A 19,686-nucleotide genomic window follows, 5' to 3' on the forward strand; every position below is an offset into this window, starting at 1 on the left:
GGGTGGTCGCCCCGTTAGCCTGATGGGAGTGATGTCGATGGGTGCCGAGTGCCACCTCACTCCCCTCCAAACCACCACTCGGTGTGATGCCGATAAGTCTCACCCGGCCGCAAGACGCAAGCCACGGGAAACTCCGGGTGATTCGGCGCATCTGGCAAGCCCCCGGCTTCGATCGCCACCCCGGCGTAGCGTCGCCATGACGGAGCCTCGCTCCCACCCGCCGGATCATCGAGATAGCCCCCGGTGTAGAGATGCACCGCAGGCTGGTCGGTTTGCATCTCCATCCAGCGGCCGCTTTCTGAATCCTCCAGCCGGGCGGCAAGGCGCAGGCCCGACCGGTCGATCAGGAAAGGGTGGTTGAAACCCCGCCGGTCCCTGATCTGCGGATCTGCGGATGCCAATCGATCTTCTAACAAAGCGGTCCGGCGAAAGTCGAAGGCGGTTCCATCCACTGAAGCGATCTCCCCGGTTACCAGATGATCATCGTCAATCGGCAGGAAACGGCCAGCGGGGATGGTCAGCAAATGGCCGCCAATGTTGCTCCCATCCTTCCCGCTGAGATTCCAGTACACATGGTTGGTGAGACTGATGATGGTCGCTGCCTTGCTTGTCGCCGTGTAGTCTACGGACAATACCCCATCTGAACTCAGCCGGTAGCTCGCGGTGACCTGCAGCTCGCCTGGATAGCCGCCATCCCCGTCAGGGCTGAGAAGATGGAAGCTCACGCCGCGTGTCTCGCCGCACTCCTCATGGATTTCGCCCACGGCCCATTCGCGTGCATGGTATGGCGCCTCGCCTCCGTGCAGTGAATTCGGGCCGTTGTTGCAAGCGAGCTGATAAACACGTCCATCAAGTCTGAAGCGGCCCTCGCTTATCCGGTTCGCATAGCGTCCACACGTGGCACCGAAGCAGAAGCGATTCCGCTGGAAGTCCTCGATCCGCTCATCGCCGAGCGTGATCCGTGTCCATCTCCCGTCGACCCCCCGTTGCTCAACGAAGAAAATCGAAGCGCCCCACGTGCTGAGGGCGACGCGGAGCCCAGGCGAACGAAGCAGTACCGGATCCATCATGCCTGTCTCACTTTACCTGCCACTGCACGGTGCGATTCTTCGGCGCGGTGAGCGTGACCAGGACCAAACCATCCTTTTCTACCAATCCGGCCTTAACGCCGGCGGCCTGATCCTCTGCGCCGAGGCTCACACCGCTCAGCTTCTTGCCGTGGGGAGCGATTCGGATTTCGTAGGGATCGTTCGCCACCACTTTCGAAGTGCCGGTGAGCGCTTCGTTCTCCCAATTCGCCTTCAGGAGATCCACCGCGCCTTGGGTGATGTGACGCGAGGTGGAGAGCACGGCGGGTTCGGCCGATTCCGGAGTCACCGCCAGAACCAGACAACTGCGGCCGGGCAGGCTGCGGGAGATCTTGCCGGAGAAGCGATCGTGCGTCTTCGACCAGAACTCGAACAGGTGATACCCCTTGGCCGGATCGAGCCCCAGCGACTCCGCAGTGACTTCGATAGTGAGCGGCGCATCACTCCAGTTGAACAAGCCCACCGTGTGGCGTGTCGTTCCACCGACTTGGTAGTGCAGGTCCCAGATCCGCGCCGGATCATTCTGGAAGTAATCCACCGGTCGCACCGAGGTGAGCTGGTGTGCGGGCATCGTACGCCGCAGGACTTCCATCCGCTCCGCCGGGTAGTTTGGAGCCCAGTCGGTCATGTTGTTCAGCATGCCGGCCAGCGTGATGAAGGATGCGAAGCACCGCACTTCGTTCAGCGGAAAGCGCGGCCCTTGCGCGTAGATCGAGTCGGGATCGATCCACCACGTGCGGCCATTTTGGAACCATAGTGCCGTGGCAGAGCGCACGCCTTCCACGATTGAGGTGCTGCCCGCCCAAGTTTGGCACGAATCCGGACCTACCCGGATGGCGTCGAACTTTCCGAGGCACATCGCCAGGGAGCGCTCGTTCTGCGGTGCCGCGCAGGCGAGCAGAAAGGCATCGGGGCCCGCGCCTTCACGCGCGGCATCGAGTCCGTGACGGCCGACCTGCATGTTCGACATCGTCTTGTCGTGGAAGACGGCGTTGCCGAAGTCGTCCTGCAGGTAGTCGCGCGCCGTGTAGGTCTGCTTGGTCGCCATCGCCATGTGGATGCCGTCGAGCTTGAGGTAGGTGTAGCCCCAATCCTTGACAGTCCGGCGCATCATCTCCTTCACATAGGCCGCGCCCTCGGGATGCGAGGAATCGATGGAGGTTCCGCTCCAGTTGGTGGTGAAGGGCGAGCCGTCCGGCTTGTGCACGATGAAGTCGTTGACCCTCTTCAGATCGGGATCGGTCTCGTTGGTGCCGAAGGGCAGTAGCCACAGCCCGGGCCTCAATCCGAGATTGCGGATCTTGTCGGCCGGTCCTTTCATCCCGTCCTTGTAGGGCCCCTTGGCCGCCACTTTGGAGAAGTCCTTCGCGGGTCCGTTGGACTTGATGCCGTTCTGCCAGAGGTCGTCGATCTGGATGAACTCATAGCCGTAGTCCTTGAAGTTCTTCGCGATGAATTCGGAAATCTCCACCACCGCATCCTGATTGAGCGCGCCGCCGTATTTCTCGCAGTACCAGGTCATAAGCCCGACCGGGAGCTGCTTCATCTTCAGCTTGTTGATCCGCGCGAATTCGCTGGCGTAGTTCTCCAGGCCAAGACGGGCGTCGTCGAAGTAGCCGATCGCCCACCAGTCACCTCCGAATGGCGGGAGCGCCGGTGGCACGGCAGCACCATACTGGTTCTGGAGCGTGAGTTGGACCTTGTCGTTCTCGACCCTGGAGAAAAGCACCGGGCTGGCGGCATCGATGATCACCGGTGCCGCCACGATCCCGTGGTTGGTCGCGGGATCGGCGATCGCCATGAAGAGGTGCTGTCCCTTGTTGGAAGCAGGATCGAAGTGACCCAGCGGGCTGGCACCCTTGAGCTGCGAAGCCGCAACCCCAGCATCCAGCGTGGCGGTGACCACATTCATGCCCTTGCTCGGAGCGATGAGCTCACGTTTCCTTGCATCGCGGCGGATGTAGAGGAAGGGCGAATCCTTCAGCACGAGGATCCGGTCGCCGGAGGCCGCGTCTGCCAGCATTTTACCGGCACCCAAGGGCGATCCGGCAGGGATCTCCCCGGCGCTGAACTTCGCATTCTCGCCCAGCGCAAACGGCGCCGTAAAGAAGACCTTCTCCCCGGCCTTTGCGCTCAGCGTGCCATTCTCGTCGAGCGTGGCAGTGAGAGAGCCATTGGAGATGGTCTGTGCCGCGGCAGCGGCGATGGTCAACGCCCATGCGGCGATGGCTTTGAGTTTCATCGGAAAAAGGGAAGCTTGGATCAAACTGCGGCTGGCTGCAGCGCAGACTCATTCGGCATCTGCTTGAGCCGGTGCGCGTGCGCATCGTCGTTGGCGAACTTGAAGACTTCAGCGAGGTGCCGCTCCGATTGCTCGCGCTGGCCCAGGCCCTGGGCTGCCAGTGCCAGCAGCAGCTGGGCTTCGGCATCCCGCCGGGCCTGTAGATCCTCATCGAAGACGAGCAGGTTCGGTAGACTGGTGGCAAAGTAGTCGATCTTCGCCGGTTGCCCGAGTTGCCGCTGTGCATGGTCCCGCAGCGAACGGAACAGCGTCACCGCATCGCCCTCACGGCCCAAGCAGCGGAGCGAAAGCCCGCGGTAGTAGCTCAGGGGGGAATGATCGGCCACGCTCATCTCGGCGAAGTCGCCTGTCTCCGTAGCTGAGGCTTCGAAGGCAGCTCGTGCCTCCTCGTTTCTTCCCAGTGCCTGCAAGCTACGACCAATCCAGTAGTTGACGTCGGCCTTTGCCTGAAGCGGATGGTACGCCTCACCCAACGACTCGGGAGTCTCCATTGCCAGTTCGAAATGCCTCTGCGCGCTCGCGGCGTCGCCGCTTTTCAGGGCCTGTTGGCCCAGCAGCAGGCGAGCGGTAGTATACTGTCGTAGCACCGCGCCTTCACCGCCTTCCCACGGATGAAAGCGACGCGATACTACGAGATCCAAACCCTCCTGCGGACGTCCGCTGAGGTTGAGCAAGGCGGCGAGTTCGACGGTTGCGTCGTCCCGTTGGAGGACGAGGTCTCGATTCGCTTCGAGGAATGCCAAGCGCTCGGCGAGCGGGCGGTTTCTCTTTTTGGAGAGTTGGTCGGACTCCGACACCAGCCGCGGGTCCGCGGGATCGAGCTCACGGGCCCGCTGGTAAAGCCGTGCGGCACGCTCGCCGTCGCGCGATCGGTTCCAGACCGCGATCGCGAGATTGCGGTAAACCGGGGGGATAGTCGTCCCTGCTGCGCTAGCCGTCTCCCAGCACGCGATTGCATCCGCGTGGCGGCGTCGGTCGTAGAGGAAGTTCCCCAGCGCATAGGCCGCGTTCGGATCATCACCCGGCTGTGCAAGGGCCCAGCGCAGCACCTCGCTCTCGTCGAGACGCGAGGGGAAGAAATAATCGGCCGCCTGCCCGCGCGCCTCGGTCAGCGCGGTTACGGCGGCCGGGTGCCGGCTTTCCGCCATCAGCCGGGCGAGCAGATAGTGGGTCATCGGCGTGCGCTCAAGCGGGTTCGGCACCGCGACGGGCGCGACCTCCTTGGCGTGGTGATCCTCCAATAGCGCGATGGCCTCGCTGTAGAAACCCGCCTCACAAAAGTCGAAGGCGAGATCGAGGATCGTCTGGGCATCGTTGCGGGTGGCCTCGCTGATATCCTCTCCTGCGACCAGGCGTGCCCAGTGATCGAGCGGATCGATAGCCAGCAGATCAGCAAGCGACGATGCTGCTTCCGCGGTGCGGCCAAGCTCGGACAGGGCAAGGGCCTTCAAGATTACGGCTTTGTTGTTCGCGCGGTTCGTGTCGAGGCTCGCTTCGAGGTGTTCCGAGGCGCTCTTCCAATCACCCTTCCGGCAATCCAGCGTGGCCAGTTGGTAGTAGGCACTACTACGCCACTCGTAGTTCCAGGTCGCCTTGTAGAAGGCAGGATAAGCTTCGCCTTCTCTTCCCAGTCGCCGTAACGCGAGGCCCAAGTGATAGTGGGCTTCGCCGGTGACTGGATTCGGATGACGGTGGGTCAGTCGCGCGACGGAAGCTTGGAAATGGCCGCAGGCTTTCTCGAACTCGCCGCGCTCCAGCGCCCGTTTGCCCAGGGCCAGATGGCAACGGCTGTCACCGGGATCCCGCGCCAAGGCTTCGTTCCAGTAGTCCTCAGGATTGCGGGTCGGATGGCGATACTGGTCCAGATGCTCGCCGGTCAGGAAAAGTTCATCGGCACTGCGAATCTCACCCGGCTCGGGCGGCTCGGTGGCTTGGCTGCGGTCGCGGGTCAGTGAATCGCGGTCGATCGGACTATAGGCCAGGACCGTTTCCCCGCCATGTCTGCGGAGCACCACGGTGAGCGATGTCGGGTTCTCGCCTTCGAAACGGAGATCCTGATTCTGCCAAGACTGTCCCGGTCGAAGCTCGATCGGGAACTCACCGAGCGTCTGGCCATTCCACTGGATCACCAGAACTCCGGAGAAGTGCTCCGAACTGCACAGCCCCAGCTCAATCCGCCGGTCTTCCCGAATCGTGCAGGCTAGGGCCGCCAGCTCATTCGCCTGCTGGACCGGCCCGATATTCTGGATCGGCCACCAGAACTGCGAGAAGGTCTTGGTCTCGTATGGCAGCAGATAGCTGAAATCCGGCTGATTGTCGGTGTAGGCGCCGGCCATCAGTTCGATGTAGGGACCGTTCTCATCTGTCAGCTCACGATCCCAAGCCCAGCCAAAGGGATCGTTGCCCCAAGTCCATTGCTTCTTCCCCGGTGCGATATGGCGCTCGGCTACATGGACGAAGCCGCCATTTTTCGCGAAGTCGTAGCCGCCGAAGAAGTCGAACTGCGTCTGGCAGACCATGTAGCTCGTCGGCACCGGGATGTTCTTATACCAGCCCAGGTCATTCGCGCCGGGACGGCTTTGATAGTCGATGCCGTAGTAAGGATTCTCCGCGATGGGAAAGGAGGAGATCGCTCGCACCGCATGATCCGCCACATAGTGGACATCAGGTGGGAAGAACGACTGGTAGCGTTCATGCACCATCGCCGCCACATTCGCCCACCATAGGAAGGTGCGTGTCTGCGCGCAGCGGTTGTAGAGCCGCACACGTAGCTCGATCAGTGATGACCCGGGACGCAGCCGGACGCCGTGCATGCCCTTGAGCCGGTTCAGCGGATCGTGCTCGGACATCCACACCGTGCGTGCACCATCGGCCTCTTCCTCAATGTGCACATCCGCCGGCATGAAGGTTCCGGGGCGATGGTGCTGCGGCCAGTTGAACTCGACACCGCCGGAAATCCACGGCCCGGCGAGACCGACCAGTGCCGGCTTGATCACATCCTGGCGATAGAAGAAGTCGTAGTCGGCATTGCTCTTGTCCTGGCCGATGAAGATCCGGCCGCCGATCTCCGGCAGCATCACCAGTCGCACGAAATCATTCTCTAGGCGCACGGACTGATAGCTGACCGGCACCGGCTCGTCGAAGACCTTGTCGATGAAAGGCACTGGATAGACCTTGCCATTGCTCCCCTGATAGACCCGCTTCTCGAAGAACACCGGATTCTTCTCGGGGGCACCTACCGGGTAAGTGGGAATGACTCGTGGCTCGAGCGTGGCGATGACGGGCATGATGAGGATGCGGGAGGGTTTGGATTAGTCCACGAGCTCGCGTTCGAGCTGCTCCAGGCTCTTGCCCTTCGTTTCCGGGAGTCGGAACAGCACCAGCAGGAAGCCCGCTGCACAAATCCCGGCGTAGAGCCAGAAGGTGCCGGCCGCGCCAAGCCGCGCATTCAGGATCGGGAAGGTGTAGGTCAGGATGAAGCAAGCCAGCCATAGGAAGGTGACCGATACCGACATGGCGGCGCCGCGGATGCGGTTCGGGAAGATCTCCGAGATGACCACCCAGGTCACCGGTGCGAGCGTGGCTGCGTAGCTGCCGATCGCCGCCAGCACCAAGGCCAGCACCGGGAAGCCGAGGATGCCGCGGAAATAGCAGAAGCCGATCAGCCCGTAGATCACCAGCAGGCCGGCTGCCCCTACCAGCATCAGCGGCCGTCGCCCCAGCTTGTCCACCACGGCCATGGCTACTAGCGTGAACACAAAGTTCACCGAGCCGGTCCACGCGATGTTCTTCAGAGTGTCATCGATCGAATAGCCGGCCGATTTGAAGATCTCACCCGCGTAGTTGAAGATCACATTGATCCCGCACCACTGCTGGAAGACCGCCAGACCGATGCCGAGCATCAGGATCCGCAACATCCGGCCCTCGAACAGCGAGCGCAGATTGGTTTTCGTTTCACCTTCGACTGCGAGAGTGGCTTCGATGGATTGCAGCAGGCCCTTGCCGTAGGCCTCACCGCCAATCCTCGCCAAGACGCGACCCGCCTTCTCCTGGTGCCCCTTCTTCACCAGCCAGCGCGGGCTCTCCGGCACGAAGAACATTCCGACCAGGAACAGCAGCGATGGAATCGCGGTGACGCCGAACATCCAGCGCCAGCCGGTCGATTCGTTCCATGCCAGCGCGGCCTCTTTCCCCATCACTCCTCCAAGGAACCCGGGGAAGCTTGAGGCAATCCCCAGATTGACCACCTGGGCCAGCAGCACGCCGATGACGATGGTGAACTGATTCAGCGAAACCAGGCGGCCTCGCAGGGATGCGGGCGCGATCTCCGCGATGTACAGTGGCGACAAATTCGAGGCCAAGCCGATCGCAACTCCGCCGAGGATCCGCCACGCGACGAAGGCTTCGAAGCTGTTCACGATCCCCGTGCCCACGGAGGAGATGGCGAACAGCACCGCGGACAAGATCAGTATCGGCTTCCGTCCGAAGCGATCACTGGTTCCACCTGACACTAGCGCTCCAATCAGACAGCCGATCAGCGCACAGCTCTGCGCCCAGCCCTTCGACTCCGGAGAGGCCAGATGGAAGAACTTCTCGTAGAAAGGCGCGGCGCCACCGATGACCACCCAGTCGTAGCCGAATAGTAGTCCGCCCAGCGCCGCGCTCAGCGCGATCAGCCACAGGAAGGGACCATAGCGGGCATTGGCATCGCCATCGGCGAGACTTTCGTTCGGTTCGGCGGAGGAGACGATCAAAGCCATCGGAAGAGACTTGGGTTTGCGGGGGGGGCTTGCCCCGATCTCCTCTTTATAAGGAATTCACCGTCCCGGGAACAATGGATCATCGCGGGAAAAAGATGGAGGATTCTCGGATTTATGCTGAGCTGGGTGAAAGCCGGATCGCGCACCATGCCAAGAAAGACTCCAGACGGCATTGCCGAAGGCTTCGAGCGCCAGCGCCTGCTCGTGGTGCCGGAGTTTCGCTCGCGGCAAGTCGCCACCCTGCCGATCCTCCGCGACTTGCGCATCACCGCCCTCGGCCAATTCTGGGAGGCCAAACGGCACTTCGTGACCCGTCCGAAGGGCGCGGCGGAACACATCTGGATCTATTGCCTCGCCGGTCGCGGCGGAGCGGAGCTCGGAGGCAAACAGCACGTCCTCGGCGCGGGCGACCTGATTGTCCTGCCCGCGCGGAAAGCCCACCGCTACTTTGCCGATCCGGAAATTCCTTGGACGATCTTCTGGTTTCATGTCACGGGTGAACGCGCCCTGGACCATGCCGCCGCGCTGGGCCTTGACCTCGCCCAGCCAGTCTTGCATGCGCCAGCCACCGACGAGCTTCAACGCGCCTTCGAAGACATCCATCGCCACGCCCTCGACGGCTTTACCGGTGCCGGCATGCTGGCAGTCGCCACCGGCTTCATCCGCATGGTCGGCATGTTCCGGCTGGGAGCCCGCTCAAGGAGCGAGCGCGTCCGCGGCAGCGAGGACCGCTTGGCCGAAGTCGTCGACGCGATCCAACAACACCTGCTCCAGCCCTGGACTGTCAGCGCCATGGCCGCAAGCGCCGCCATGTCCGTGGCCCACTTCTCCGAGCTCTTCAAAGCTCGTGCCGGCATGTCCCCCATGGCCTATGTGATTCACCTCCGCATGCAGCGCGCCGCCGCCCTGCTGCAATGGGACGATGCCCCGGTCTCTGAGGTCGCCGCCCGGGTGGGCTACGATGATGCCTACTACTTCAGCCGCCTCTTCCGCTCCGTCTTCGGAGTTTCACCTCGCGCCTACCGAAAGCATCTCAATGCGGGGCGCTAAACGACCTGCTCTGTTGCTGGTTGGCGGAAAGTATCGGGGCCTCGCTGGCTAACCGGGCGTGGTACACCTACTCTCTCGAGATCAGAATCTCGCCGTAGGAATCCGTGCCGCCGTCGGCCTTGATCTCCGCCTGCAGCGAGTACTTCGCCTTTGGGTCATGCTGCGGAAGCTTGAAGCGATAGAGATTGTGGACGTCCTCCACTCCTGTGTGACCAGCTTGCTCATCGCGACCGACCACGGTTTCGCCTACCAGTAAGGTCACCTTGCGGAAATCCAGGCGGTGCGCGCCGCGGTTGTATTGGAACTCGATACACTGCTCGCCGGGACCGGTGATGCCCTTGCTCACATCCCAGCTCTTGACGACCCAATCCGCCTGCAAGTCCTTCGGCGTCCACTCGCCTGCCTTCACTGGCACGGCGATGGTGCTGCCGGCTTCCTTGAAGGCGACGGGCAGGGGCTCCATGGTCTTCCACAGTCCACGGGTGAAATCCGGAATGATCACCGGCATGCTGCCCATGGACACCGATAGCGATGAAAGCTCGAGGATCGAACTCCAGGCCGCGGCATCATAGACCACGCTGTCCGGCGTGATGCCTTGGCGGATGCAATCGAGATGCCGCCAGTTCATCACGAAGTCCATGCCGCCATGCCCGCCACCCTTGGCGCGCTCCGCCAGCTTGCGCCAGAGCGGATGGGTGAAGAGCTTGCGCATCCGCGCCAGATCCTTGTCGTCGAGCCATTCGTGGGAACCACTGGCATCAAGCCGGTATTTTCGCGGTTCGTTCAGAGCTAGCCGCGCGGGATAGTCGAAGAAGGTGCCGCCGGTGCCGGAGAGCGCATTGATCCGGCTATACGGGCGCGGGCTGATCACATCGTGCTGGATCATGATCGTGCGTCCACGCTCGGTCTTGACCATGGAGGTGTTCATGTCTCCGCAGACGTAGTCCTCCTTCTCGTGCTTGCCGCCGTTCGGGTGATGCTGGTCGCGCCAGGTGTGCAGGCCCAGTTCCGGCGAACTCATCGAAACGAGGAACTTGAACTGGTCGCCGCGGCCGATGCCCAGGTATTGCGCGACCGGCCCGAGCCCGTGAGTGGGATAGAGGTTCCCATTGTACTGCCAGTGGTAGTCGCGGCGCCAATCGCCCTCGGTGCCAAGCGCGAACAGCATGTCGCGCAGATCGTGGATGTAGGCGCACTCGGCGTGGGTGAGCTCGCCGAACACACCCTCGCGGACCATGTTGAGAACGAAGAGCTCGTTCTCGCCATAGCAACAGTTTTCCAGCATCACGCAGTGACGCTGGGTGCGCTCGCTGGTGTCCACCAGCTTCCAGCAATCGTCGACTGTCACCGCCGCAGAAACTTCGACGAAGGCGTGCTTGCCGTGCTGCATGGTGGCTACGGCCATGGGAACATGCCACGCCCAGGGAGTCGCAATGTAAACGACATCGATGTCCTCGCGGGCGACCAGTTTTTCCCAGATGTTCTCGGTGCCACTGTAAACTTCGGGACGCTTGCCGCGGACACTCTCGCAGCGATCTGCGGCATTTTTCGCGCGGTCATCGCGAAGGTCGCACACGGCCACCACCTCGGCGAACTCGATGTTGAGGCTATCGTTCACGTGAGTCATGCCGCGGCTCAGTCCGATGAAGCCGACACGGACTTTTTCGAGCGGCTTGGTCGTGAGGTCATGAACGGGCTTTTGCCCGGCCGGGCGAGGCCGCGCGTGAGTGATGTCCGGTCGGATCGCAGTCGCGGCAGCATCGGCGTGGGAGGCACCAGCGAAGAGCCCGGCAAGGGAGGTAGACAGGCCGCCAAGGGCGGTGGTTTTCAGCAGGTCGCGGCGTGACGGATTCATGGGCTGTCTCTAACGAAGCGAAGCGCGCACTTTTTGCATGGAGAGCCGGCGGGAATGGCTCATGGCGGGTTCTTGTGTGGTGATGTGAGGCCGGGATCTGTCACCAAAGCTTCCAATCCGGTCGGCCGCGATCTCGGGATCGGCTAGGTCATGGGTAGTTCCCAAGCTCTTGGCTTTCCCGTCGGTGGCATCTGTCCGGCGATGAAGCTCACTTTCATTGCGGGATTCATTTCTCCGCACATCGCCGCTTCGGGTCATGGGTAATGCGGGAGATCTCGACATCCTCCGCCTTCCCCAGTAATCCCGATCCGATTCCCATGAAACGTCTGCTCTCCTCCATCCTGCCCTTGGCCTTGCTTCTCAACGCCGCCGCCGAGCCCTTGTTCAAGTCCGATCTCAGCGACGCCACGGTCAAGGGACCGAAGGAATGCTGGACCTTCGCCGACGGTATCATCACCGGCAAGAACGACGCCAAGAAGTCCGGCTCGAACCTGTGGACGACCCGCCAGTTCAAGGACTTCACCCTGCAGGGTGAGTTCAAGTTTCCGGCCCATGTCGATAAGGACCGGATCGATTCCGGCGTCTTCGTTCGCACCGAGGGCGACCAGATCCAGATCGGTGTTTCCGGTTCACTCAAGCGGGACCTGACTTGCTCGCCTTACATCTCGAAGACCGGGAAGTATCCCGTCGAAGCGAATGTGAAGGACATCCTCAAGCCGGGCGAGTGGAATGCTTTCACCATCACCGCGCAGGGTGCCCATTACCTGGTCACCCTGAATGGCAAACAGGTGCTGGACTACACCTCTGAAACCGCAGTGGCAGAAGGCCCGATCGGCCTGCAGGTGCATCCGGGAGTCGAGATGATCATCGAGTTCCGCAATCTGGAGGTGAAGCCTCTGCCGGAGGCCAAGTGAGGTCCACGCATTGTCGCGGAAGCTCATCCAAGGATTGATGAAGTTTTCCGGGGCGGCAGGGAACACCAGGCCGCCTTGGTGAAATTACAGTCGCGTCAATCTATCGAATCGCATGACCCGACCAAGTTCACTCCGTCTCTTCGCGACTGCTGTCCTCACGGTGCTCGTGAGCTCCCTTGCCAGCGCCGAAGAGACCCCGCCGGCAGACCCGAAGCGCCCGAATATCGTCTTCTTTCTCATAGACGATCTCGGCTATGCCGACTGCGGTTTCAATGGCGGCAAGCAGATCAAGACGCCGAATATCGACAAGCTCGCGCGCGAGGGCAGCATTCTGGATTCGCTCTACGTGCAGCCGGTCTGCTCGCCGACCCGGGCCGCGCTGATGACCGGACGCTATCCGACCCACACCGGCGTTTACACGATCGTGCGCCCGCATGCCAAGTGGGGCCTCCCGCTTGCCGAGCGCACACTGGCAAATGCGCTGCATGATGCGGGCTACGAAACGGCGATCACCGGCAAGTGGCACCTCGGCGAGTTTGAGCCAGCCTATCTGCCGACCGCCCGCGGCTTCGACCATCAATACGGGCACTACTTCGGCGCGATCGACTACTTCACCCACATGCGCGACGGCTCGCACGATTGGTATCGCGATGGCAAGGAGCTGAAGGAAGAAGGCTATAGCACGCATCTCGTCGCCCGCGAGGCCTGCCGGCTCATCGAAGGCAAGGACAAGGCCAAGCCGCTTTTCCTCTACGTGCCTTTCAATGGTGTCCACGCCCCCATGCAAGTGCCCCAGGATTACTTGAAGCCTTATCCGTATCTCAAAGGGCCGCGCCAAAAGCTTGCGGGCATGCTCTCTGCGGTGGACGAGGCGGTCGGGAAAGTCGTCGCCTCGCTCGAAAAGGCCGGCTTGCGCGGTGACACGCTCATCGTCTTCTCCTCGGACAACGGCGGCCCGGCTCCCGGCGACAACTCCCCGCTGCGTGCCCGCAAGGGCACCATCTATGAGGGCGGCGTGCGTGCCTGCGGCTTTCTCAATTGGCCCGATCACGTCCCTGCTGGCGCGCATGTGAAGGCACCGATGCACGCGGTCGATTGGTATCCCACGTTCCTGAAACTTGCCGGCGGCTCACTCGAGCAAAAGCTGCCGCTCGATGGCTGCGATGTCTGGCCGATGCTCACCCAAGGTGCTACCTCACCTCACGAGGCGATCCTCTTGGCGGGCTCGCCCGGGCGCGTCGCCCTGCGGATGGGTGATTGGAAGTTGCTCACGAATGCGAGCGAGGTGGACAGCGAGGAGTCATCCGATGATGGCGAGAAGCCGGCGGCGAAAGAGAGCTTCGAACTCTACGACCTCGCCAATGATATCGGAGAAAAGACCAACCTTGCCGACAAGGAGTCTGAGCGCGTGGCGCAGATGCGCACGAAGCTGGCCGAGATGCTCAAGAACGCCGTGCCGCCCGGTGCACCGAAACAAGGACCCCGGAAGTGACACCTGCCCTTTCCAGATAAGTCAGACCTGTCGGCGTAAGTAGAAGTCTCGTCGGCGGGTCGACTCCTCACTTCTCCCAAGCCTTCACCAGTCGATCTCGAACTTCTGGGGATAAACCTTCGAGTCGGCCTTGTCACCCCACTTGCCGCCGAGCGCGAGGTTGAGGATCAGGTAAAACGCATCCGCCTCGCGGAAGGGATTGTCCGTCCCGCTTCCGGCGACATCGCTGCTCCAGCCCATTGCCGTGCGCCCGGGAAAGCCGACCGAAGAGAGAGTTTCTGGGCCTGCTTGAACAAGTGGTCGGAATCGTCAGTTACGTGACCAAGGGCGCGAGCGACTGCGTGACCAACTGCCGTAGCTCGGGAAGTCCGCGATAACTCCCCTTGATGGCAACTTCGAGTTCAGATACTGCGCTAGCAAGATCACTGGCAACGCGCACCGCAGAGACCCCGGACAACCACCAGGATGGTGATGTGGCTGAGTCCGGGTGATCTGTGATCATCACGCAGGGCGTTCTCGCAAGAACTGCGAAAGCAACATAGTCCAGCGAGTCGGTGACCACCGCCTGGAGTGCAGCAAATTCGGCAACCTTCTTGCGCAATATCCAAGGTCGCAGGCCCGATTTAACATCAGAGGACCATTCGATCTTGGCTGTCAGCGCTTGGAGAGACAGGCCAAGTTCAGAGATGCCATGAAGCAATTCCTCCAAGTCCTTTGGGGTGGATCCATCTATAGCCACAGCCACCCCGTCCCGATCATAGGAGGGAGGAGAAAAATTCTGTTCTAGAAACAACGCGACATCCGGTATGGATGCTTGACCCTCTTCTCGAGGGAGGGTCGCCCGGGGAATCACCATTCGGGGTATCTCCTTCTCGCAAGCTGACAGCAGCGCTGAGTCTTCACCAAGCACCACGACCATATCGCGTGCGGACAACCCGAGCTCCACAAGGCAATCTTCCTCTCCCTTGTCCAGGGTGAGAATTTCAGCGCTGGGAAATGATTGCCCGAGCCACGCCACCAGCCCTGCCGTTCTGAGATGAGCGGTCAAGTTCCTCTCTTGAGGAGGGGGACAAGAGCCCAGGACAATTCGTTGGGGTTCGCGATGCATCTCTTGGATTATTGCGTTGATGAGAGTGCAGAAATGCCGGCGTGCGATCTTGTGGTTTTTCTCGCCTGCTTGCGCATGGGGTTCTGGCAGGTCCAGCTGATTCATCCGGCCATCAGGAAGCGGCGGCACGACAATCGCTCGACGCCCCGTGAAAGCCTCGATGCTCTTGGCTAAAAGGATGTCGTCTTCTCTTACTCCCCCATTGAATCCCAAGTCCCACGCTTTCCAGAGAAAGCGCTGGATCGAGGCCAAGTCACGCGTCTGGACCCAATAGCCACGGACCAGGAAGTCTGCTAGAGTCGGTTTCTCGGGATACTGGATCTTCGCGAAGCCAGCCTTCCGGACGGCCCGGCCCATCTGGCCAAGTACTCCGTAGGACAGCCCGGTGTAGCGTAGGAAGCCTTCTATCATCCTCCTCCCTGGAACCATGTCGTCGTCGTGGAACCAAGTGTAAGGCAGGCGGAAAGCATTGGCCGCGACGTATCGGTTGAGACCGCCGATATTATCCGTGAGGTCGATGACGGCATCGACCGTGTCCCTGACCGCTTGAGTCAGGCGTTCGGGGCCTTTGGCGACTTCGCAGATGGTGATGCGGCAAGGCTCGGATTGCGCCCTGAATCCCTTGATGATCGCCGGCAGGTTACCAGGGCGCCGGTAGTTCACGATGACCACCTCCACCTTGATTTCAGAGGAGTAAGGATTCTCGACATTCAAGCGTCGAGGCGAAGCACTCGCCGGGGATTTGGCCTCATCTTCACTCGGCGAGGCCGCTGGATTGCTCATGCTGGCGTCTCTTCGTTGATATCCGGAAGTTTGTCGAGAGCTGACCTCCGGAGTATCTTCCTCCGGGAGGGTCTCGTGACCGAACGAACTTGACACGAATTCCATGCTCCCCAAATTCCGTTCAACTCGTTGGGAGAGTTGTTGTGATTTCCATTGTCTTATGAAGGTGCTTGCTTCGATCACTCCGGTTTTTAGTGAGTTATGCGAAAAATGGTTGGTCGAGCCCATGCGGCGCATGGATCCCTCAACCGAAGTTGTCGTCGTCGTGGATGATTCGAAGGAAGCGGAGGGAAATGGGAACTTCAGGACACCCGGATTTGACTCCCACATCGCCAACAAAATGGCCGTTATTTCGGACTGGGCGGTACGGGAGAGCGAACCCTTCTTGGTGACGGATGTTGATATTGTTTATTTCCAGCCCCTGCAGCCGCTGCTGCTGGAATGTTTGGGCGATTGCGACATCGCCCTCGCAGCGGGCCGCCTGAAGGACCCCCAAGAATACAACATCGGGCAAATGGTCATCAGGCCCAGTGCCCGCACCTATCAGTTTTTCCAAGAGGTCGAGGCAGCGCTTAGAAAGCCCGGATCGCGCGATCGCTTCCGGCAGGATGAGCCTGCCAACCAGAGGATTCTCAATGAAATGCTCAAAGCCAGCGGCCTCAAGCATCGCTTTCTTCCTCCTTCCTTTGCGAACACTCCGATGTTCAACCAAATGGGATATCGGCAGCGCAGGTCGCTGGCCTCTTACCATGCCACCTTGAACGCTCCGCCGGTACGGGGGCGGAGCTGTCTGGAAACCAAGTTCGATCTCTTGGACAAGGTGGCCACCTTGGTCAATGCTTGGGATTGCACGGCTTCGTCCCGCAGTTTTCTCGACCTTGCTCCATTGATGGAAGCGCCGCAAGCAGCCAAGACTCTGATCGTGGGTGCTGGCGATGGCCGCGTGGCGGAGGGAATATTGAGGGATCTCTCTACGTCTCCAGAGGCGGAAATTCATGCGATCGGGAACTACGGATCCGACGATGTTAATTCGATACACCATCCCGCCGCGAGAGACCGCTTCCTCGCCTTGGTCGAGGAGAAGGGCTGGAACAGCCGCGCCCACTTCTATGAGGGCGAGTTTTGCGAGGCCTTGGCTTGGATGATCCAAGCAGATGGCTTCTGGGAATCCTTCGATCTGGTCTACCTGGAGGCTTGGAACGACTGCGCGGAGCTTTTGACTTCCGCCTGCCAGTCATGGAGTCTGCTGCGGCCCGGTGGCCTCTTGGTTTGGGTTGCCAACGAAGCCTCTGCCCGAGTCTTGGACTCATTCATGAATTCTTTCTCGGATCGTGCGCAAGTGGTGGATGAAGGAGGCCACTTCGTCCTCCGGAAGGGCCTGCGACCGGTTGCCGATTGAGCGGTTGAAACGCCTTCTCCGGAAAAGCCACGGTGCTTGGCGGCGCTGGCGGCATGGGCCAGTTGTCAGTACGCTCCGAAAATTCCGGCTCGTTTCTAGTGGGTCGCCGTCCCTAGCGAGTCCATGAGTTCAAAGTCCGCTTCGTAAAACTGCAGGATTCCTTTGAGGAGGGCCCGGTCCAAGTAGGCGTGCTTCCGGGAAGAGCTTCTGTTTTCCTCCAGCGCCCGGATGCTCCGCCCCACCGCAAGCGAGATTTTCTCAAAGAGCAGCGGATCGTCGAGCCGGAAGAGCAGACGGGGGAGGAGCCTATCCCCATCAAAGATGAAGTCTCTCTGGGGGGCTCCGTGAATGTAGATATGCGAATGCGGCGTGTTGACCTTGAATTCCCCGTTCATGAGCCGCTCCAGATATTCGTGCTCATTTGCCGAGGCTTCTGCATCCCGGCCATATTGCTTCCGGTGTTCACGAAAGGCGGAAACAAACCGGCTCACCGGATCCCTCACCACCGCGATCGAGGTGGCATGATCAGAAGCAAGCAGGTTCCACGCGCGCGGGAAATGGTCGCGGAGAGAGGAGGGCAGGGGATGCGCGAGATCCACCCCCTCCTTCAATCCCCAGCCCTCCACCGGCTGAGGGCTGTCGCTGAAGGCCTGCTTGAGTGCTTCCCGGATTGAGGACCCGCCGCTTTTGGGAATATGGAGAAACATGATTTGCTTCTCAAGATATGCGATCATCGGGTTTTGCCGGGGCTTGAACTGGTGTGATGCGTGGGTGCCTCTTCATCTCGGAACGCAGTCGCAAGACTGCGGCCAAGGGCTCTTCGTGCTCGGATTGGAGACAAATCCAAATAGACCGTCAATCTCCGGCTGTGGATGCCGCCTCGCGGGTTTCCTTCGTCTGCCTGCGGACCGCTCTTGGAAAACTCCGCGCAGCCTAAAGTCATCTCCTCTCGAGGAATTCATCGGTGGGACCGGCTACCGTCACTAGATTCAGAGTGATGGCCGGAAAGCCCCTTCTGATAAGGCCATTTCCGAGGCATATAACTCTGAATGAGTTGACCGCCTCGGGCCGAATCTCTCTCAGCTTCCCATCGCTGAATTCCCTGCCTCCCTCACGCGACGGCGTAGTGCGTAAGCGGTGAGGCGGCGGACGGTGAGGGCGGCGCCTTTTCGAGACTCTCGGGTGATGGCATGTTGCCGTGGGAGCATGACCGAACCAGAGCAAGCAGCGGCGATTTTAGAACGGCCAAAGCATTGAGGACTGGAACAACCTGTGGTTCAGGTTTGTCGTTTTCCGTGGGGAGGATGTTGGAGTCTGCTGCGGCATAGCTTCAGCGCCTACGTGGTGGCACTACTGCGGCTCGACGCCCGTCAACGACACCGCTGACCACGCGCTTGCGCAGCGCATCACAGATGGTGCATCACCTTGCCGATTTGGTTAGGCCCAATCCTCTGCAACTATTGAGGATTTTTGGAGGCGGAGGAGGGAATCGAACCCTCGAATAGCGGTTTTGCAAACCGCAATGAGCAACGTGAAATGTGGGTTTGTGGGCGCACCATCCACTTACCATCCAAAACGCGCCTTGACGCACCGAGGCGAAAATGGGCGAAATGCCGGCCATGAGGAAGCCCAAGGCCCGGTCATGGACCGATCCCAAAACCGGCAGAGAGTACCTCCGCGTGAGGTCCAGCGATGCCAACGGGAAGGTGATCGCACGGCTTTTCACCGATCCGGAGGATGCCGACCGCTACATCGCCACCCTCACCAAGGAAAGGCATCGGCATGGAAGAGCGGCAGCCGTCAATTCGGACGAGATCGACGCGCTCCGGGTATGGCGGGAATACGTCGCCGCGGAGAACACCGCCGGTCGTGACGCCCCGGCGCTGCGCGATGTTATTCGCCAGGCAATCGAACGGCAGAAGGCCGGCGTAACGAGCCCCCGGATGAGCGACCTTCGCGATCGCTTTCTCGAAGCGCGGGAACGGGAAGAGCTTTCCTCGCGCCACTTGGTGGGCCTGAAGCACCGGCTCAAGCGATTCGTCTCGTATTTCGCACCGGCCGATCTTGCGGGAGCCGTCACCACGGAGGAGGTCGAGTCGGCACTCAGTTCGATGCGGGCCGGCGGCTTGTCAGCGCAGACCGTGAAAGGAATCCGCACCGCAGCCCACGGTCTGTTCCAGTGGGGGATCGATCGCGGCCTCGTTGTCGCCAATCCGGTAACCAAGGCGAAGGCACCCAAAGTCACCCAAGGCGAAGTTGGCACCATTACCCCCTCACAGCTCCTAGGATTGCTTAGGACGGCCTTGCTGATCTGCCCACGCTCTGTGCCCGCCTTGGCGACCTGGGCCCTCTGCGGGGCTCGTAGAGCCGAAATTTGCCGGCTGTCTTTCCAAGATCTTGATCGGAAGAGGATGGAGCTTCGAATTTCGGCCAAAGTGGCCAAGAGCGGGGTGGCGAGATTTGTTCCCATCCCACCTGCCCTCATTGCTTGGTTGGAGGCTGCCGAGGCAGAAGGAGTGGCCCCCGTCGGGAAGCTTGTCCCGGGCGGCTCAGAAGGCCGTTCGGAGGGCCAGATGATCCGCTGGCTGAAAGAGGTGCGCGAAGAAGCGGGAATCATTGATTGGCCGGCGAATGCGCTGCGGCACTCGTTCGCTTCGCACGCCTGTGCGCTGCACGATGATTTCGCGAAGGTTGCCGCTTGGCTGGGGCATGCGCGTGATCCGCGCCTACTGGTGGCGAGATATCGGCACGCCGTGCCAAAAGATGCCGGTGCGAAATGGTTCGAGGTGACGCCCGGCCTGCGAGGAAAGCGGAAGGGCGCACCGAAAGCATTGGTCGTGGATGGCAAGCCTAAGAGGGAGGGTCGAGCCGCAGTATGAACTTTGATCACCCCCTAGCGGCCCAGATTGAGGCCTGGGCATCGGACGGCCAACCA

At 61.0% G+C, this 19,686-nt stretch carries 13 protein-coding genes; 5 read left to right on the forward strand and 8 right to left on the reverse strand.

Annotation, left to right across the window (positions count from 1 at the left end; translation table 11 throughout):
• Nucleotides 1–56: 56 nt before the first annotated feature.
• From BV071_RS19415 to BV071_RS19430, 4 genes are read right to left on the reverse strand one after another with little or no spacing between them, the layout of a single operon-like run.
• The gene (locus tag BV071_RS19415) at nt 57–1,070 is read right to left on the reverse strand and encodes an aldose epimerase family protein (protein ID WP_052573615.1); all 1,014 of its coding nucleotides are present in this window, start codon (nt 1,068–1,070) and stop codon (nt 57–59) included.
• 7 nt (nt 1,071–1,077) lie between these two features.
• Complete coding sequence (locus BV071_RS19420; RefSeq protein WP_035610891.1) at nt 1,078–3,330, reverse strand: alpha-galactosidase; 2,253 nt, start codon at nt 3,328–3,330, stop codon at nt 1,078–1,080.
• A 20-nt stretch (nt 3,331–3,350) separates the two neighbouring features.
• Nucleotides 3,351–6,677: a DUF5107 domain-containing protein gene (locus BV071_RS19425; RefSeq protein WP_075090961.1), complete on the reverse strand. Its 3,327-nt coding sequence runs from the start codon at nt 6,675–6,677 to the stop codon at nt 3,351–3,353.
• 24 nt (nt 6,678–6,701) lie between these two features.
• Nucleotides 6,702–8,150, reverse strand: coding sequence for a sugar porter family MFS transporter (locus BV071_RS19430; RefSeq protein WP_075090962.1), 1,449 nt, complete (start codon nt 8,148–8,150; stop codon nt 6,702–6,704).
• Between the two features lie 147 nt (nt 8,151–8,297).
• On the opposite strand from BV071_RS19430, the gene BV071_RS33285 reads away from it, so the two are divergent.
• Entirely contained in the window at nt 8,298–9,200 is a 903-nt protein-coding gene (locus tag BV071_RS33285; RefSeq protein ID WP_265594634.1) for an AraC family transcriptional regulator, read from the forward strand.
• Between the two features lie 67 nt (nt 9,201–9,267).
• Here the strand turns inward: BV071_RS33285 and BV071_RS19440 are convergent, their stop codons facing one another.
• The gene (locus BV071_RS19440; protein WP_052573619.1) at nt 9,268–11,055 is read right to left on the reverse strand and encodes a Gfo/Idh/MocA family oxidoreductase; all 1,788 of its coding nucleotides are present in this window, start codon (nt 11,053–11,055) and stop codon (nt 9,268–9,270) included.
• A 317-nt stretch (nt 11,056–11,372) separates the two neighbouring features.
• On the opposite strand from BV071_RS19440, the gene BV071_RS19445 reads away from it, so the two are divergent.
• Together BV071_RS19445 and BV071_RS19450 are read left to right on the forward strand one after the other, a co-directional pair.
• Nucleotides 11,373–11,969, forward strand: a complete 597-nt coding sequence (locus BV071_RS19445) for a DUF1080 domain-containing protein (protein WP_035611151.1) — start codon at nt 11,373–11,375, stop codon at nt 11,967–11,969.
• 112 nt (nt 11,970–12,081) lie between these two features.
• Complete coding sequence (locus BV071_RS19450) at nt 12,082–13,461, forward strand: arylsulfatase (protein ID WP_052573623.1); 1,380 nt, start codon at nt 12,082–12,084, stop codon at nt 13,459–13,461.
• Nucleotides 13,462–13,545: 84 nt separating this feature from the next.
• Here the strand turns inward: BV071_RS19450 and BV071_RS35545 are convergent, their stop codons facing one another.
• Both BV071_RS35545 and BV071_RS19455 read right to left on the reverse strand, forming a co-directional pair.
• Complete coding sequence (locus tag BV071_RS35545) at nt 13,546–13,701, reverse strand: hypothetical protein (protein WP_265594635.1); 156 nt, start codon at nt 13,699–13,701, stop codon at nt 13,546–13,548.
• Nucleotides 13,702–13,774: 73 nt separating this feature from the next.
• Complete coding sequence (locus tag BV071_RS19455) at nt 13,775–15,580, reverse strand: hypothetical protein (RefSeq protein ID WP_265594636.1); 1,806 nt, start codon at nt 15,578–15,580, stop codon at nt 13,775–13,777.
• 7 nt (nt 15,581–15,587) lie between these two features.
• Between BV071_RS19455 and BV071_RS19460 the strand changes: the two genes are divergently transcribed.
• Nucleotides 15,588–16,751, forward strand: coding sequence for a putative nucleotide-diphospho-sugar transferase (locus tag BV071_RS19460; RefSeq protein WP_265594637.1), 1,164 nt, complete (start codon nt 15,588–15,590; stop codon nt 16,749–16,751).
• A 95-nt stretch (nt 16,752–16,846) separates the two neighbouring features.
• On the opposite strand, the gene BV071_RS19465 is transcribed toward BV071_RS19460, so the two are convergent.
• The gene (locus BV071_RS19465) at nt 16,847–17,458 is read right to left on the reverse strand and encodes a sulfotransferase family 2 domain-containing protein (RefSeq protein WP_265594638.1); all 612 of its coding nucleotides are present in this window, start codon (nt 17,456–17,458) and stop codon (nt 16,847–16,849) included.
• Between the two features lie 912 nt (nt 17,459–18,370).
• Here BV071_RS19465 and BV071_RS19470 point away from each other — a divergent pair.
• Nucleotides 18,371–19,630 carry a tyrosine-type recombinase/integrase gene (locus tag BV071_RS19470; RefSeq protein ID WP_265594639.1) on the forward strand — a complete coding sequence of 420 codons (1,260 nt, stop codon included), beginning with the start codon at nt 18,371–18,373 and terminating at the stop codon, nt 19,628–19,630.
• Nucleotides 19,631–19,686: the final 56 nt, after the last annotated feature.

This window comes from Haloferula sp. BvORR071, assembly GCF_000739615.1.
GTDB lineage: Bacteria > Verrucomicrobiota > Verrucomicrobiia > Verrucomicrobiales > Akkermansiaceae > Haloferula.